The organism is Flavobacterium crassostreae (assembly GCF_001831475.1).
GTDB classification, from domain to species: Bacteria; Bacteroidota; Bacteroidia; order Flavobacteriales; family Flavobacteriaceae; genus Flavobacterium; species Flavobacterium crassostreae.
This window is the reverse complement of the sequence record NZ_CP017688.1, coordinates 2,829,956-2,847,877: the sequence shown is the minus strand read 5'-3', so window position 1 is coordinate 2,847,877 and position 17,922 is coordinate 2,829,956. Positions and strand designations below refer to the sequence as shown.

The window sequence follows — 17,922 nt, the reverse complement described above, 5'->3', positions numbered from 1 at the left end:
AAATTATATTTTCATAGTATTTTTTTTACTTTAAACAATAATTTATTAAATTCTATGTTAGATAAAATATAAATCATTAAAAATCAATGTTTTATTAAATATTATATATTGAGTTTGTTCATAAATTTTAACGTAAATATTTTAAAGCAGTTACTCTTCCATTTTTTATTCATTTATTATAATGTTTTTCGTTGGAGCAGTTTAATTGTTTTTTGATATAAAAAAAATAAAATATAATGAATATTTGTTTAAATAATATACTTGATGAAATTAAGGAGTATGAGATGAAAGTTACTTCGGAAACAAGTAATATAATTGATGAATCCTCACGAATAATTATATACTTAACGCAATTGTTAGCTACAGTTAAAAAGCAAATTGTAGAAAAAGGTTTTAAAGATGAATCTGAAGAGATTGACTTTTTTAGAAATATAAAACCTCAAATATTAGGAAAGCTAATTTATTACAATAAGTTATTTAGGATTGAAACATCCTGTCCTGTTAATAATGGACAAATGTACCATACATTTTTTTCAAATGAATTAGAAGAACTAAAACAAGAATATAAAGATCATATCTGCAATTCAGATTTTTATAGGTACTATAGGTCAAGAAGAATAGATAGAGATAAAGAATATTTTATGTTAGGTAAAATAAATTATCATACTGGACTTAACAGTTTTGTTTTTGAAATAGATTCTAGTTTTTCTACTTACTATGATTATAAAATAGCTAAAATAATAGCTAATGAATTACTTTATACTTATTTATTAAGCAAAGTAAATCTTGATCAAAAAACAGATTTCATATTACAAAATCCAGAATCTGTAAAAGATTTTTTTTGGACAGGTTCTAAAAATGCGCTGATAGAACTAATTTATGCTTTACATGTGTCAGGAGCGATTTCAAATGGAAAAATTGGCATTCGAAAAATCAGCTTAGTTTTTCATCATTTATTTCGTATTCCTTTAGGAGACATTCATCATGCCTTTCACAGAATGAAAGATAGGGCTGGATCTAGAACTATGTTTTTAGACCAGCTTAAAGTAACTATGGAAGAATACATGGATAAAGATTTATAATCATCTTATCTCTTATTTACTTACAAACAGCGTTTTTACTACGCTGTTTTTTTATGCCCATAAATGCCAATTGGTAAATATGGAATCTTCTCGTGTATTTCTTGTTCAACAACCAAAATAACAACTACATCTCAAGTTAATCCTATATCGAAAAAAATAAAAATAATCATTTTCAATTGGTAAGACTTGGCAGACAATTATTGCGCTACTTCTCAAATTTGCACAGCTTACAATAAGCAAATCGAAAAAAATATAAACATAAAGTATAGTCTTATGAATATTGATAGAATGGAATTTGTAGCATGGATGGAGCGTATCATGGATCGCTTTGATATCTTGAATGAACATATAAATGATGTTCAAAAACAACGAAATACTATTGACGGAGAAGAATTACTAGATAATCAAGATCTTCTTCAGATGCTAAAAATTAGCAGTCGATCGCTTCAGCGTTATCGTTCAGTAGGCAAACTACCGTATTATACGATAAGCGGAAAACTCTATTACAAGTTGTCTGATGTGCATCAGTTTATAAGGGAGAGTTTTAATAGTCCCATAAAGAAATTGAACGCAAATAAATGACAAACACTGCCTTTGAATACACCTGTGAGCAATGTAGTGAATGCCTATTTTACATTTGGGATCGAACTTTAAATTTTTTGGATTATGAATGACGAAACAATAAATAAACAGGAACTGCCCGAACAATTATCGGATATATTATTGGTGTTGGATAAAGAAAAAATGAAAATTCAAGCCGTAAAGAGTATTGACGAAAACGGGAAAATGAAAACCATTAACCCCACCAAGAAGAACCAAAGCGAATTTATGCGGGTGGACAAACAAGGTGATTTGATTTCTAACTTCTTCTCCAATTTTTACAGACAACTGAAAGACCCTACCAAATTTACATTCTTTCAAGTACCAGCCGACAAAGCCTTAGAAAAAGCAAAAGAACTTCAGAAGCAGGTAGATCATCCTACACCAGAGGGCGAAAAAAAAATGAAAAAAGATGAGGTAACAGTTAATCCTGAACATAAACAAATAAATCAAAACAATATGGAAGCAACACAAAAAGCAACGGAAAATAACGAATACCGTTACAAGCCTGAACAGATTGATTGGGAAACAATGAACAATCTTGGATTAGGCAAAGAACGTCTGGAAAAAATGAACTTATTAGAACCTTTATTGAAAGGTTTTAAAACCAATGAACTTGTACCTGTAAGTCTTAACCTCGGCACTGCCGTTACCCGAATGGATGCCCGACTTTCTTTGCAACAAAATGACGAAGGTAAGGTAGTGGTCGCCATTCACGGCATCCGTAAAGAGCCGAATTTAAATTTTGAATTTTTCGGACACAAGTTTACTGATGAAGACAAGAAAAACTTGCTTGATTCAGGAAATATGGGGCGTATGGTCGATTTGAAAAATTCCAAAACAGGCGAAACCATTCCGTCAATTATCAGCGTGGATAGGTTAACGAATGAATTGATTGCACTGAAAACAGAATTCATAAAAATACCTGATGAAATAAAAAACGTAAAACTGAATGATGAGCAAAAGCAAACTTTAATGGAAGGCAAACCGCTTCATTTAGAGGGAATGATTTCCAAAAAAGGAACTGAGTTTGAAGCAACGGTACAATTCAATGCAGACAAACGTTATGTAGAATTTCTGTTCGATAGAGGCAATACTAATCAGCAAACACAAAGCAACGGACAAAACAATCAGCAAAATAACTCGCAAGAAGTTCCGAGAACTTTTAGAGGTAAGGAATTGGATAATGAGCAATACGATAAATTCAAAGCTGGTCAGACTATTTACATCAATGGTTTGACAGATAAGCAAGGTAAGCCGTATCAAGGTTATATCACGTTGAATAAGGACACCAATAAAACCGATTTTTCTTTTCAAAATCCCGATAAGCTTAAAGAACAAGCGAAACCTACTGAAGCTCATAAAACGCAAACTGCGGTTAATTCGGATGGTAAAACTAATGAAGCAACAAAGAATATCAAGGAGCCTTTACAACCGAAACAACAAACTCCAAAAGATAAAAATCAGCAAGAGCAACAGGAAAAACCTCAAGCGCCTGCTAAATCTAAAGGTAGAAAAATGTAGTGAATTATGAAATGCTTTAGGGTATTCCATATCACAAATGAAAACAATAAAAATATTCATATGAAAGCAATAATTGCAGAAAAATCAAGCGTAGCAAGAGAAATAGCCTGCTTGTTGGGTGCTTCCGAAAAAAAGGATGGCTATCTGACAGGCAACGGCTATTGTGTTACTTGGGCATTTGGACACCTAGTCGGATTAGGAATGCCAGAAGATTACGGAATATCAGGTTTTCAGAAAACCTCGCTTCCGATACTTCCCAACCCATTTTTATTAACCGTTCGTAAAGTGAAAAAGGACAAAAATTATGTAGCTGATACAGGTGCATTAAAGCAATTAAAAGTAATTGAGCAAGTATTTAATCAATGTGATAGCATAATTGTAGCTACTGATGCAGGTCGTGAAGGCGAACTCATCTTTCGATATATTTATGAATACCTTAAATGCAGTAAGCCTTTTGAGAGATTATGGATAAGTTCACTTACTGAAAAGGCGATTAAACAAGGCTTTGATAACCTGAAAAACGGAAAGGAATTTAACGGATTATACCAATCTGCAAAAGGCAGAAGCCAAGCCGATTGGCTTGTAGGAATTAATGCTACGCAGGCATTAAGCATAGCTGCTGGAAATGGAATTTATTCGCTCGGAAGAGTACAAACACCAACGCTTGCCTTGATTTGCAAACGTTATCTAGACAACAAAAACTTCTCAATAAAGAAATATTATCAGATACAATTGTTACACCATAAGGAAATGATTGCATTTAAAAGCCTTTCTACAACCAAATGGGATGATAAAAAGCAGGCAGATGATGCATTGAGAACTATCGAAAGAAACGGAAATACTGCAACAGTTACATCCGTAGAAATCAAAAGCGTTACTGAACAACCACCTTTATTGTTTGACCTTACAGGACTACAAAAGGAAGCTAACAAAAAGTTCAACCTTTCTGCCGAAGAAACGCTGAATATTGCCCAAAGTTTGTACGAAAAAAAGTTTATCACTTACCCACGTACCGGAAGTAAATATATTCCTGAAGATATATGGACTGAAATTCCAAATCTCGTTAGAGCTTTGCAGGACAAAGAAACCTGTAAGCAAGCCGTATCAAAAATGAAATGGGGACGTTTTAATAAACGCATCGTGAACGACTTGCGTGTTACCGACCATCACGGATTATTAATTACAGATAAAATCCCCTCCGCATTATCTGTTAAAGAAAATGCTGTTTATGATATGATTGCCTTTCGATTACTTGAAGCTCTTTCACAATCTTGTATCAAAGAGATAACCAATGTCGAATTACAGGTATTGCATTGCGATTTTATCGTAAAAGGCTCTAAAGTTATAGAAGCTGGCTGGCGTTCTATTAAAGGTAGTTTTTCCGATAATGATACTGAAACTTTACAGGATTTGCCCGAACTTAAAAAAGGCGACGAACTCAAAATCAAGGAGGCCACCGTTTTGGAAAAGGAAACCAAACCGCCTGTGCTTTATACCGAAGCAGGGCTTTTGTCAGCTATGGAAAGTGCCGGAAAGAAAATAGAAAATGAAAAGGAACGTAAAGCCCTTCAAAATATCGGTATTGGTACTCCGGCTACAAGGGCTTCAATTATTGAAACATTGTTTACTCGCAATTATATCGAACGGGAAAAGAAGTCTTTAATCCCAACCGAAAAAGGATTGCAGGTTTATGAGCTAGTTAAAGACCGCAAAATTGCAGATGTGGCAATGACGGCCGAATGGGAATTGGCATTGCAGAAAATTGAAAACAACGAAGCGGATGCAAGGGCTTTTCAAAAGGAAATGGAAACGTATGCAAAATCTATTACAAATGAATTGTTACAAACCAATATTATCCACGAAAACCTGCCCCAACTTATTTGCCCAAAATGTAAAACCCAGCAACTGATTATTAGAGATAAAATAGTTAAATGCTCTGATGAAGTTTGTAACTGGTTACAGTTCCGCAATGTTTGTGGCCTACAGATCAGCATTGCTGATATTGAAAGCCTAGTCAAGAAAGGCAAAACGGCTCTGCTTAAAGGGATGAAAAGTAAAGCTGGAAAGAAATTCGATGCCTATATCGTATTAAATGATAAGGCTGAAAGTTCCTTTGAATTTGAGAAAAAAAAAATTCTATAAAAAGTAATGGAAAGTAAAGCTATCATTAGTCGGCAGGAAATTGAAAATCAGATTTATACCGTAAGAGATCAACAAGTTATGCTAGATAGCGACTTGGCAAAGATTTATCAGGTGGAAACAAAGAACCTCAATAAAGCCGTAAAAAGAAATACTGAACGATTTCCTACTTCTTTTTGCTTTCAACTGAATGCAAAGGAAGTTGAAAACTTGAGGTTCCAAATTGGAACCTCAAGTTTAAATTACGGCGGAAGACGTTATTTGCCCTACGCTTTTACCGAACAAGGCATTGCAATGCTTTCTGCTGTACTTCGTTCAGAAATTGCCATAAAAGTCAGTATTGAAATTATAAACGCTTTCGCAGAAATGCGTAGAATGCTCATCAGTAATGCTTCGCTTTTTCATCGTTTGGATAAGATTGAACTCAAACAATTAGAAGCCGACCAGAATTTTGAAGAAATTTTTAAAGCATTGGAAACCGACAAACTACATAGCGAAAAAGGTGTTTTCTATAATGGACAAATTTTTGATGCTTATACTTTTGTGTCCGATATTATCCGAAATGCCAAAAGTTCTGTTATCCTGCTTGATAATTATGTGGATGATACAGTTCTTACTTTGTTGGGCAAACGGAATACTAATGTAACTGCAATGATTTATACCAAAACTATCAGCAATCTGCTACGATTGGATTTGCAACGGTACAACAGCCAATACCCTCCAATTGAGATCGAGCTTTTTTCCGATGCTCACGACCGCTTTTTGATTATTGACGATACAGAACTTTACCATATTGGAGCATCACTCAAAGACATGGGTAAAAAATGGTTCGCCTTTTCGAGAATGGATATTGAACTAGGCAGAATGTTCCAAATTTTAAAAAACAAACCCTTCTGAAACTTCAGAAGGGTTTGTTGTATTTGAATAATTTAAATTCAGACCAAAACTAAGTTTTCTTTTCATAAGATAAGGAATGAATAGCCATAAAAGTGCACAAGAATACAGTAGGTAAACAAGAAATGAATTTGTTTCAGGAACTGACAACTCGGTAATTTCTGAAAGCCGTGGAAAAAAGTCCATTTTTCGTTATTTGTATTTGTGTAAGTCGAAGAATGCCAATGTTAGAAAGTAAGGGGTTTTAATAGTGCGGAATGATACGCTTGTTGGAATAATGAGCCAAAGAATAACCCAAAAAAATCCTAATGCAAAAATAAACACTGGGAGAAGTCCCAGCATTATATAACCAGATACAAGTACTGAAAATGTAAAGAGAAATGCAAAAATAATAGTGGATGTTGATTTACGCATTTGGTTTAATTTACTTAAAATTTCATTCTCTGAATTCTAATTGCATTCAAAATTGCCAACAATGCCACACCTACATCTGCAAAAACGGCTTCCCACATTGTGGCTAAACCTCCTGCTCCGAGTACCAAAACAATAGCTTTTACTGCAAATGCTAAACCAATGTTTTGATAGACAATTTGTTTGGTTTTTTTTCCGATATTTATTGCTGTAAAAATCTTCGTAGGCTGGTCGTTTTGAATTACAATATCTGCCGTTTCAATAGTGGCATCGCTTCCTAAACCACCCATTGCAATTCCAGCATCGGCAAGGGCAACTACTGGCGCATCATTTACACCATCTCCAACAAAGGCAATTTTTAAGTTTTGAGATTTCAATTCCTCGACTTTTTCGACTTTATTTTCAGGTAATAAATCACCATAAGCTTGATCTATATTTAACTCTTTGGCAACAGCATCAACAACAGCTTGTTTATCTCCCGAAAGCATTACTGTTTTTACATTTATTTTGTGCAAACTTTCAATAGCTTGTTTGGCATCTTCTTTGATTTCGTCAGCAATTAGAAAGTAACCTACATACTTTTGATTGATGGCAATTACTATAATTGTAAATGGTGTGTTGTCTATTTCTGTATCGTAACTGATATTGAATTTCTTCATCAGTTTTACATTTCCTGCCAAGATTTCGTTACCATCTACTTTTCCTTTTAATCCGTGTCCTGGAATTTCTTCTACATCAATAACGGTTGCATTTTTTTCTGACCCTTTGGCATATTCGATAATAGCAGTTCCTACTGGATGCGTGGATTTGGTTTCTAATGCGGCAGTATATTTTACTAAATCGGCATCAGAAATACCTACGGCAACAACTTTTTGGACTTTAAATACGCCTTTGGTCAATGTTCCTGTTTTGTCCATAACGACCACTTGGATAGATGCCATTATATCGAGAAAATTAGATCCTTTCACCAAAATACCATTCTTACTTGCTGCGCCAATTCCACCAAAATACCCCAATGGAATTGAAATTACTAAAGCACAAGGACAAGAAATAACCAAGAAAACTAATGCTCTATACAACCAATCATTGAAAATGTAGTTTTCCACAAAAAGCATTGGAATTAAACAGATCCCGATTGCTAGAAACACTACAATTGGAGTATAAATTTTAGCAAACTTTCGGATGAATAGTTCTGTTGGCGCTTTTTTAGCCGTAGCGTCCTGAACCATTTGTAATATTTTGGACAATTTACTATCAGTGAAAGCTGTAGTCACTTCGACAAGTACAACTTTGTTTAGGTTAATCATACCTGCCAGTACAATTTCTCCTTTCTGTTTGGTATCCGGTTTACTTTCTCCTGTTAATGCTGCTGTATTTAAAGAAGCGTTGTCTGAAAGTAATTTTCCGTCTAAAGCTAATTTCTCCCCTGGGCGTAATTGAATGATTTCTCCAATAGTGATTTCTGAGGCTTTTTTATCAATGGTATTTCCATCTTCGATTACTGTAGCAGTATCAGGTCTTTGGTCTAATAATGATTTAATGTTTCTTTTTGCGCGCTGTACTGCCAACGACTGGAATATTTCGCCAATTGCATAAAATAACATTACAGCGACCCCTTCGGGATATTCGCCAATGGCAAAAGCTCCAATAGTGGCTATTCCCATTAATAGAAATTCTGAAAAAATATCGCCTTTACGTATGCTTTCAAAAGCTTCTTTTAGCACTGGAAGTCCTACTGGCACATAAGCTATAACATACCAAACTATTCTGACCCAACCTTTAAACCAATTTTGGTTAAAATAATTATCTAATCCAATTGCCAACAATAATAAGACAAAACTTATTATTGCTGGTAGAAATAATTGGAATGTAGATTTTTCTTTTATTGAATGGTCATGATCATGTCCATCATCGTCTGAATGTTGTTGTTCTGCTTTATTGATTTTTTTTTCTATTCTACAGCATTCTGAATCATCTTGTGTTTTGTCAGTATTTTTCATAATTTATATGGTTTACATGGTTTTTAATGTTCGTGTTCTCCACCGCCTTTCATAGCAGAAAGTAAATAAAAAGCTCCTTTTGTCACAATTTTTGCATTGGCAGGAATTGCTTCAACAAATTTTACTTCGGTGTACCCTAAATCGGTTGTGCCAGGCATTACTTCTATTGCTTTGAAATGTACTTCGTTATGTCCTTCTTCCTCGCCAACAGCTTCGTCAGTATGTGCTTCTCCTTTTTTTTGTTGGTGAGTTTCTGTATTTTCCTTAGTCGCTTTTTCTTCGTGTTCTTCTTGAATATAGACAAAATATTTATCTCCATTTTTTACTACAGCTTCTTTGGGTAGAGCAGGAACGGTGGTATTTTTAATATTGATATTAGCAGAAACATACATTCCTGAAATTAAATCTTTAGAATCTGCTGGATTGATTTTGGCGTGAACAGCTACGGTTTTGCTTTCGTTTGAAAAGGATTTATTGATACCAAATATTATTCCTTTTATAGCCTTGTTTCCTTGGTTTGTTAAAACAAAATCTACCGTTTGCCCCACTGATATAGAACCTAAGTCTTTTTCATACACATTTAAATCCAAGTGCATCTGACTATTATCAACTACTTCAAAAAGTGTTATTCCCGTTTCTGCAAAAGCTCCTTTAGCAATACTTATTTTTCCAACATAACCTGATATTGGCGAAATTATTGGCACCAAACTTGAGCCGTTTGTACTCATATTCAAAGCTTGTAATTTACTCTTCGACGCTTTTGCTCTCGCTTTTTCAACATCCAGTTTTGCTTTGACTTCTTGAAGCACTTTTCTAGGATTTACATTTTCATCGCTTAATGTTTTTTGACGATTGTATTCTAATTGTAGGTATTCAATATTAGCAATAGCTGAATTATAATCTTCTTGCATTTCGACAACTTCTAAATTTTGAATAGTTGCCAATACTTTTCCTTTGTTTACAAATGTACCTTCCAAAACCAAAATATCTTTAACTGTTCCACCAATTAAGGTAGAAATATTAGCCATATTTTGTGGAGGAACTGTTGTGTATCCATTGGCCTTTATCACTAAATTAAGATTCCTATTTTCTAAAACTCCTGTTTCAATACCAACTGTTTTGAATTGTACAGCGGTTAATGCTACTTCGTTTTCTGATTTTTCTTCTTCGTGATTTTCTTCTTCTGTTTTCTTTTCGCCACAAGAGGTGAGAAGTAGTAAGAATAAAGTATTAAGTATTAATAAAATTTTGAATTTTGATTTTATATTTTTCATTTTGAGAAATTTTAGTTGTTAGAAATGGATGGAAATTGCATTTGTATTGCACTTTGATTGTAAGCGTTGACTGCTTCGATATTTTGTTTTTTAATGTCAATAGCTTGATTTAGAAAACTAATATAGGACCAATAACTCATATCACCATTTGCATAACTTTTTTGAGCTGTTGAGATTATCTGTTCGGCATATTTTAAGCCTTCATTTTCAAAATACAGAGTTGCTTTTTCTTGCTTTGCAAATTGATTTACCAATTCTTCCTTTTGCAATTTTAAAGTCAATTTTGTTTTATCGAATTCTAATTGCGATTGCGACATACTTATTTCAGATGCTTTTGCACGAGCTGTATTTGCTCCACTAAACAAAGGCAGTTGTAAACCAACCGTAAATCCTTGAAAATAGGATTCTTTGTTTAATGTTTGGCCAAAGTAACCCAAGCCTAATTTTGGTGCTCTCATTTTTTTGAACGCATTTGATTCTTTTTCAAAAACGGTGGCTTGCTGCGTATAATAATCACTTAACAGTGTTTCTACTTTGTTTTCATTTAAAGTTGATGGATTAGCATATTTTAAGGGAGTTGTACTCTCCGGAAGTATGTCTTCATTTGTCTGAATAAAATATTGCAACTGTTTTTGATAAATTACTAAATCAAATTGAATTTGAGCTTTTAAGGTTTCGATTTCCTTTATTTTAGCTTTAGCACTTATGACTTCTATATTCCCACTTTCTCCAGTTTGGAATCGAAGTTCCGCATTTTTGAGAAATTTTGAATAAACATCATATAGTTCGTCATTTAACTTTTGAATAGAGATACCATATAAATATTGATAATATGCAATTGTTACTGCTTTTTCTATTTCATATTCAGATAATGCTTTTCGTTTTTCGGCTAATTTTGCTAATTCTTCTTGAAGTTGTCTGTTTGCTTTTGTGCTTCCACCAATAGGGAAGTATTGTTGAATACTTACATTATTGTCATAGTCTATGCCATTGTATTGTCCACCCATATATTCAATTTGCAATGGATCGGCTTGAAAGGCTGTTTTTTTAAGGACAGTTTGTTTTTCAATTTCCTTATCAGCAATTTTCAAATCAATATTATTATTTTTTGCCATATCGATGGCTTTTTGTAGTGTAATGGGTTGACCACTTTGAGCAAAAGAAAAACTACTAATTAATAAAACAATCACGGTAACTATTGGTGTTGTCATTTTTTTTCTTCTTCTAATTCCTTTTTCAAAGAGTAAATATAAAATTGGCAAAACGATTAATGTTAATAATGTAGCCGATAATAATCCCCCAATAACAACCGTTGCCAATGGTTTTTGAACTTCAGCTCCACCGCTTGTTGATAATGCCATTGGCATAAATCCTAAAGAGGCTACAGCGGCTGTCATTAAAACAGGTCGTAAACGTGTTTTTGTCCCCATTAATACTCTTTGTAATGGATCAGTTATACCTTCAGTTTTAAGTTGATTGAAATAGGAAATCAATACAATTCCGTTCAATACAGCAATACCAAACAAGGCAATAAACCCAATACCTGCTGATATACTAAAAGGCATTCCTCTTAGCCAAAGAGCAAAAACTCCTCCAATTGCAGATAGTGGAATAGCAGTGAATATTAGTCCTGCTTGCTTCATACTTTTGAAAGTAAAAAACAGCAAAACCATTATCAAGAGTAACGCAGCAGGTACAGCAATTGAAAGTCTCTTACTAGCTTCAATTAAGTTTTCAAATTGACCTCCATAGGTAATATAATACCCTGCTGGTAGTTTGAAATTCTTGTCTAATTTTAGTTGAATTTCCTCAACCACACTTTTTATATCTCTACCACGTACATTTAACCCAATAGTAATTCGACGCTTACCGTTTTCACGCGAAACCTGAACAGGACCCTGTTCATAAGAGACTGTTGCGACTTGTGAAAGTGGTACTTGTTGCCCATTTGGTAATGGTATAAATAAATCACTAACATCAGTAATATCCGATCTGTTTGCTGAATCCATTCTTACAACAACGTCAAATCGTTTGCTCTCTTCGTAAATCTTACCAGCACTTTCTCCGGCAAAAGAGGAACGAATGATTTGGTTTATATCCGTTATGTTTAAACCATACAAGGCTATTTTACTGTAATCATATTTTACTGTTATTTGTGGTAGGCCTGTTACCTTATCGGCCTTTAAGTCACCAATCCCTTCTATATTATTGACTGTAGCAATCAATTCTTTAGCTTTAGTATCTAAAATTTCTAAATCGTCTCCAAAAATTTTAATGGCAATATCACTTCGGCTTCCCGTCATTAATTCATTAAAACGCATTTGAATGGGTTGTGAAATTTCAATATTTGCACCAGGAATGGCTTCCATTTCTTCTTTCATTGCATTGGCTAAATCTTCCCAATTATCATAATCACCAGTCCATTCGTCTTTGTCTTTAAGCACAATAATCAAATCGCCACTTTCTATCGGCATTGGATCGGTTGGGATTTCACCACTTCCAATTTTGGATACTATGGTTTTGATTTCGGGAAATTTTGCTTTTAGAATTTTTTCATATTCAGTAGTTGTTTTTACCATTTGCGAAAGCGAACTTCCTGTCATTATCGTTGCATTAATAGCTAAATCTCCTTCTTCAATTGTGGGAATAAATTCGCCACCCATATTTTGAAAAACTACTATTGCTAGTACAAATAATCCTAATGAAATAGCCAATACTGCTTTTTTGAAACGTAAGGCTTTTTCTAAAAAAGGAGTGTAAATTCCTTCCAACCAAGCCATCATTCGATCACTGAAATTCGGCTTATGTTCCGTGTTTTTTGATAAAAATAGTGCACTCATCATTGGTACATATGTCAATGACAAAATGAAAGCTCCTGTTATGGCAAAACCTACAGTCATTGCCATTGGACGGAACATTTTTCCTTCCGTTCCTACCAATGCAAGGATTGGTAAATACACAATTAAGATAATGATTTCTCCAAAGGCAGCACTGTTTCTGATTTTTGAAGCCGATTTGAAAACCTCGCTATCCATTTCGGATTGGGTTAAATCTTTTTGCCTTTTAAGTTTTTGCAGGTGGTGCATCGTGGCTTCGACAATAATTACTGCACCATCGACAATAATTCCAAAATCGATTGCTCCTAAACTCATTAAATTTCCGCTTACACCAAAATAATTCATTAGAATTACAGCAAAAAGCATAGACAATGGTATTACAGAAGCAACAATTAATCCCGCTCTAAGATTTCCTAAAAATAAAATCAATACAAAAATTACAATTAAGGCTCCTTCCAATAAATTTTTTGTAACCGTTCCTATTGCATTATCTACTAGTTTACCTCTATCGATAAAAGCTTCGGCAACGACACCTTCAGGAAGTGTTTTGTTGATTTGAGCCATTTTTTCTTTTACTCTATCGTTCACGGCTTTGGAATTTTCACCTTTAAGCATAAGTGCCATTCCGCAAACTATTTCGCCTTTACCATCTTTAGTAGCAGCTCCATAGCGTAGTGCAACGCCTTCTCTAACCTTGGCTACATTTCGCACTAAAATAGGAGCTCCATTTTTATTGGCAACAACGATGTTTTCTATATCTTTGATACCCGTTGCCATACCAACACCACGGATAAAATAGGCATATTGATCTTTTTCGATATAAGCACCACCTGTATTTTGATTGTTTTTTTGCAGTGCCTCAAAAATATCGGTAATGGTTATTCCTAAACTATTCAGTTTATTAGGATTAATGGCAACTTCATATTGTTTTAGTTTTCCTCCCCAGGTACTTACTTCTGCAACACCTTCAACACCTTGTAATTGTGGAATTATAATCCAATCTTGAATGGTTCGTAATTTTACTGCATCATATTTATCTTCGTAGCCTTTTTTGGCATATAAATCGTATTGATAAATTTCTCCAAGACCAGTAGATATTGGACCTAATTCTGGGGAACCTGCGTAGGAAGGAATGTTTTCTTCGGCTTGCTTTAAGCGCTGAAATATTTGCTCTCTAGCCCAATATATATCTACATCATCTTTGAATACTACTGTAACTACTGAAAGTCCAAAACGAGAGATACTACGTAATTCAATTACTTTCGGAATCGTTTTTACGGATTGCTCAAGTGGATAAGTAATTAATTGTTCTACTTCCTGACTTGCCAATGTTGGTGCAGTAGTAATGATTTGCACTTGATTATTAGTAACATCTGGCAAGGCATCCAGAGGTAAATTTTTAACAGAATAGCTTCCCCAAGCTATAAGCACAAGGGTGAATAAGAGTATAATGAACTTGTTCTTTATACTAAATTGTATGATTTTGTCTAACATTGAAAAATATTATAATGAATTAGAAATCAGCAAATAGAATATTTGCCATTATTTGTGAAAGGTCACAACTTTCTAACTCCGCAAAATTTGCAGAGTATCATTATACTATTTGAGGGGGTTGCCAAATACTTCCGAAGAAATTGGAAGCAAAAACGGATGTGTATGTAGGTAATTGTGTTTTAATACCTTCGAATGGTATTGGAAAGTCAATAATATTTGATTGAAAATAACTTACAACTTGTGAACCACAACAACTACAAATACAAAATGGAGAACATAAATCTTTTTCTTTATCGTGGGAATGATTATCGTGATTTGATTTAAGTTCCAATGTGGTGGTATGCGCCCAACTATTTACTTCCCTATCTGCGCAAGGCATACAGGAAAGTATTAGAAAAAGAATTGATAATATGGCGTTTGTAAATTTCACTGCTGTAAAAGTAGTTTTTTTTAAAAAATATTTCTTTTATTTTTTATTTTTTTTAACTAATTAAAATGGTTTTTATAATAGTGTAAAATTCTTGCAGCTATTCCTAATAGTAAGATTAAACAAACTAAAATTATCATTATAGTACGTAGGATAGTATAAACAGTAAGCGTTTTTTTTTGTTTAGATTTTGACATATAAATGAAAATATTTATTAATAATTTAAAATTAAGTATTGATTAACTCCATAACAGAGTAGTCATACTTTTTTAATTTTATAAAAATTCACATTTTATATTTGTGGAGGTTGCCATATACTTCCGTAGAAATAGAAAGTTAAAATAGTTTTGTATTCGGGTACTTTTTTGGCAATTATTTTTTTAATAGAAATAATTTTGTAATTATATATTGTATTAAAGACGAAACCTTGACAGCCACAACAGTTGCAAGTACAAAAAGGAGAACAAACATCTTTATGTGAGTGTTGGCTTGATTGACTACTAATTGTGACTTTACTGTTTGCAACAATTGTTTCCGCATCTGCACAAGGCATACTGGAAAGTATTAGAAAAAGAATTGATAATATGGCGTTTGTAAATTTCACTGCTGTAAAAGTAGTTTTTTTTAAAAAATATTTCTTTTATTTTTTTTAACTAATTTTAAAAAACAAATTATAGTGAAAATATTATTAGACAATATGCTCTTTTTTTTGAATATCATTTAAATAATGTGTATTTCTATATTTTAACATTTCTTAATCTTAAGGCATTTGCAATAACGGATACCGAACTAAAGCTCATTGCCAAAGCCGCAATCATTGGCGAGAGCAAAATTCCAAAGAAAGGAAATAGTATTCCAGCTGCAATTGGAATTCCTAATACATTATAAATGAAAGCAAAAAATAAATTTTGCTTGATGTTTTTCATAACAGCGTGGCTTAAATTCTTGGCTTTTACAATACCCTTTAAATCGCCTTTTACCAAAGTAATTTTAGCACTTTCAATAGCTACATCTGTTCCGGTTCCCATTGCAATTCCGATATCGGCTTGCGCTAAAGCTGGAGCATCATTAATACCATCACCTGCCATGGCAACTATTTTGCCTTGGGCTTGCAAATTTTTGATATATTCTAATTTATCTTGAGGCAAACAGCTTGCTTTAAAATCGGTTAGATTCAACTCAGAAGCCACAGCTCTGGCAGTGTTTTCGTTATCTCCAGTTAGCATCACAACTTCAACACCTTGACGTTTTAATTCATTAATAGCTTCCAAACTTGATTTTTTTATTGCGTCTGTAATGGTAATATAACCCACCGCTTTTTGATCAAAAGCAATATATGAAACTGTTTTACCTAATTTTTGTTCCGCAATTACTTCCTGTTCAATAGTCGAAAAATCTTGAATTCCTTCTTGCTCCAATAATTTTTTGTTACCTAAACTAATTTTTACCTTATCAATAAACCCAATTACTCCTTTCCCTGTGACTGAATCAAAATCGGCTACATTGAAAAAAGGTGCATTTTTAGATTTGGCAAAATTTACTACGGCTGTAGCCAATGGATGTTCGCTATTTTTATTTAATGAAGCTATTTTTCCTAAAACTTCATTTTCATTACCTTCTTTAACTACTATTTTTTCTACCGAGGGTTTTCCTTCCGTAATAGTTCCTGTTTTATCGGTTATTAAAACATCAATTTTATCCATTTTTTCAATGGCTTCTGCGTTTTTAATTAATACACCTGATTTTGCACCTTTACCCACTCCAACCATCACAGACATTGGTGTTGCTAATCCTAATGCGCATGGACAAGCAATTATTAAGACCGCAATGGCATTAATAAAGCCATAAACTAATTTTGGATCTGGCCCAAATAACCACCAAACAAAAAAGGTAATTACTGATATTAAAACTACAATGGGAACAAAATATTTTGAAATTTTATCTACTAGATTTTGAATTGGAGCTCGTGAGCGACTAGCATCTGAAACCATTTGAACAATTTGAGACAGTAAGGTTTCAGAGCCGACTTTTTCGGCAACCATTAAAAAAGATTTAGTTCCGTTTATGGTTCCAGAACTTACTTTATCGTCAATTCTTTTGTCTACTGGAATAGGTTCTCCAGTAATCATTGATTCATCAATGGTGCTGTTTCCTTCCGTAATGATTCCATCTACAGGAATTTTTTCTCCGGGTTTTACTCGAATAGAATCGCCCTTTTTTATATCATGAATTGAGATCACTTTTTCTTCACCATCAATGATTACTGTAGCTTGTGTTGGAGCTAATTTTAATAATTCTTTAATGGCTCCACTCGTTCTACTGTGTGCTTTTGCTTCTAATAATTGTCCTAATAATACCAATGTTAATACTACTGCAGTTGCTTCAAAATAAAGGTGCACAGTTCCACTAGATGTTTTGAATTGGGCAGGAAATATTTCAGGAAACAATAAACCAACAATACTAAAAATAAAAGCTACACCCGTCCCAATTCCGATCAAGGTGAACATGTTCAAATTCCAATTTATGATTGATTTCCATGCTCTTTCAAAAAACATCCAGCAGGCATAAAATACAATAGGGATGGTTAAAACAAATTGTACCCAATTCCATTTTTCTAAGTCCATAATTTTATATAATGGATTATTCGGAATCATATCAGACATAGTGATTATAAAAACAGGAATACTAAAAAGTAAGGCCACTTTCATTTTATGCCATAACTTTTGGTAGTTTTTGTCTTCTTCAGATTCAGTTGGTTCCATTGGCACTAAATCCATTCCGCAAATAGGACAAGAACCAGGTTCATCACGTATGATTTCAGGGTGCATAGGGCAAGTATATTGATGACTTTGATGCAAAACGGGTTGTTGGATTAAATCCATTCCGCACACCGGACAATCGCCTGCTTTGTCATAGACTTTCTCACCTTCGCAATGCATCGGGCAATAATATTTTCCGTTGCCATTTACTTTTTTAACTTCCACGGAAGTCGCATCCTTATCTTTTTTAGGGAGGTCATCAATATTGTGGATGGTGTAAGTATCTCCATCTTTTTTTAATGCTTCTTGGTATTTTTCGATGTGAAAATGTTCTTCGGTTTCGATGATTGCTTCTTCCTTTTCTAAATCGACAGTAACTTTTGAAACGCCGTCGATTTTTGAAAGTATTCCTTCAACGTGATTCTTACAACCCTTGCAAGACATTCCGTTTATGTGATAAGTATGTTTCATTTTTTAATTT

The 17,922-nt window shown here is 33.7% G+C and carries 11 protein-coding genes; 5 read left to right on the top strand and 6 right to left on the bottom strand.

All coding sequences use genetic code 11. The annotated features are described in order from the left end of the window. The first annotated feature begins 236 nt into the window (after positions 1-236). The 5 genes from LB076_RS12550 to LB076_RS12530 all read left to right on the top strand — a co-directional run bounded on the left by LB076_RS12550 (position 237) and on the right by LB076_RS12530 (position 6,242). Positions 237-1,082, top strand: a complete 846-nt coding sequence (locus LB076_RS12550; protein ID WP_066336696.1) for an RteC domain-containing protein — start codon at positions 237-239, stop codon at positions 1,080-1,082. 273 nt (positions 1,083-1,355) lie between these two features. Beyond that, positions 1,356-1,664: a helix-turn-helix domain-containing protein gene (locus LB076_RS12545; RefSeq protein WP_066336860.1), complete on the top strand. Its 309-nt coding sequence runs from the start codon at positions 1,356-1,358 to the stop codon at positions 1,662-1,664. Between the two features lie 84 nt (positions 1,665-1,748). Beyond that, positions 1,749-3,206, top strand: coding sequence for a DUF3945 domain-containing protein (locus LB076_RS12540; protein ID WP_066336698.1), 1,458 nt, complete (start codon positions 1,749-1,751; stop codon positions 3,204-3,206). Between the two features lie 60 nt (positions 3,207-3,266). Next, positions 3,267-5,348: a type IA DNA topoisomerase gene (locus tag LB076_RS12535; protein ID WP_066336701.1), complete on the top strand. Its 2,082-nt coding sequence runs from the start codon at positions 3,267-3,269 to the stop codon at positions 5,346-5,348. A gap of 6 nt (positions 5,349-5,354) precedes the next feature. Continuing rightward, positions 5,355-6,242 (top strand): ORF6N domain-containing protein, encoded by an 888-nt coding sequence (locus LB076_RS12530; RefSeq protein ID WP_066336704.1) that lies wholly within the window; start codon positions 5,355-5,357, stop codon positions 6,240-6,242. Positions 6,243-6,667: 425 nt separating this feature from the next. On the opposite strand, the gene LB076_RS12525 is transcribed toward LB076_RS12530, so the two are convergent. The 6 genes from LB076_RS12525 to LB076_RS12510 all read right to left on the bottom strand — a co-directional run bounded on the left by LB076_RS12525 (position 6,668) and on the right by LB076_RS12510 (position 17,912). Continuing rightward, positions 6,668-8,650: a heavy metal translocating P-type ATPase gene (locus LB076_RS12525; protein WP_066336706.1), complete on the bottom strand. Its 1,983-nt coding sequence runs from the start codon at positions 8,648-8,650 to the stop codon at positions 6,668-6,670. A 23-nt stretch (positions 8,651-8,673) separates the two neighbouring features. Next, positions 8,674-9,924: an efflux RND transporter periplasmic adaptor subunit gene (locus tag LB076_RS12520; protein ID WP_066336709.1), complete on the bottom strand. Its 1,251-nt coding sequence runs from the start codon at positions 9,922-9,924 to the stop codon at positions 8,674-8,676. 11 nt (positions 9,925-9,935) lie between these two features. Beyond that, entirely contained in the window at positions 9,936-14,255 is a 4,320-nt protein-coding gene (locus tag LB076_RS12515; protein WP_066336711.1) for a CusA/CzcA family heavy metal efflux RND transporter, read from the bottom strand. A 100-nt stretch (positions 14,256-14,355) separates the two neighbouring features. Continuing rightward, positions 14,356-14,634: a hypothetical protein gene (locus LB076_RS14160; RefSeq protein ID WP_078055316.1), complete on the bottom strand. Its 279-nt coding sequence runs from the start codon at positions 14,632-14,634 to the stop codon at positions 14,356-14,358. 340 nt (positions 14,635-14,974) lie between these two features. Next, the gene (locus LB076_RS14200; RefSeq protein WP_425598057.1) at positions 14,975-15,286 is read right to left on the bottom strand and encodes a DUF6660 family protein; all 312 of its coding nucleotides are present in this window, start codon (positions 15,284-15,286) and stop codon (positions 14,975-14,977) included. A gap of 133 nt (positions 15,287-15,419) precedes the next feature. Then, positions 15,420-17,912: a heavy metal translocating P-type ATPase gene (locus LB076_RS12510; protein WP_066336713.1), complete on the bottom strand. Its 2,493-nt coding sequence runs from the start codon at positions 17,910-17,912 to the stop codon at positions 15,420-15,422. Positions 17,913-17,922: the final 10 nt, after the last annotated feature.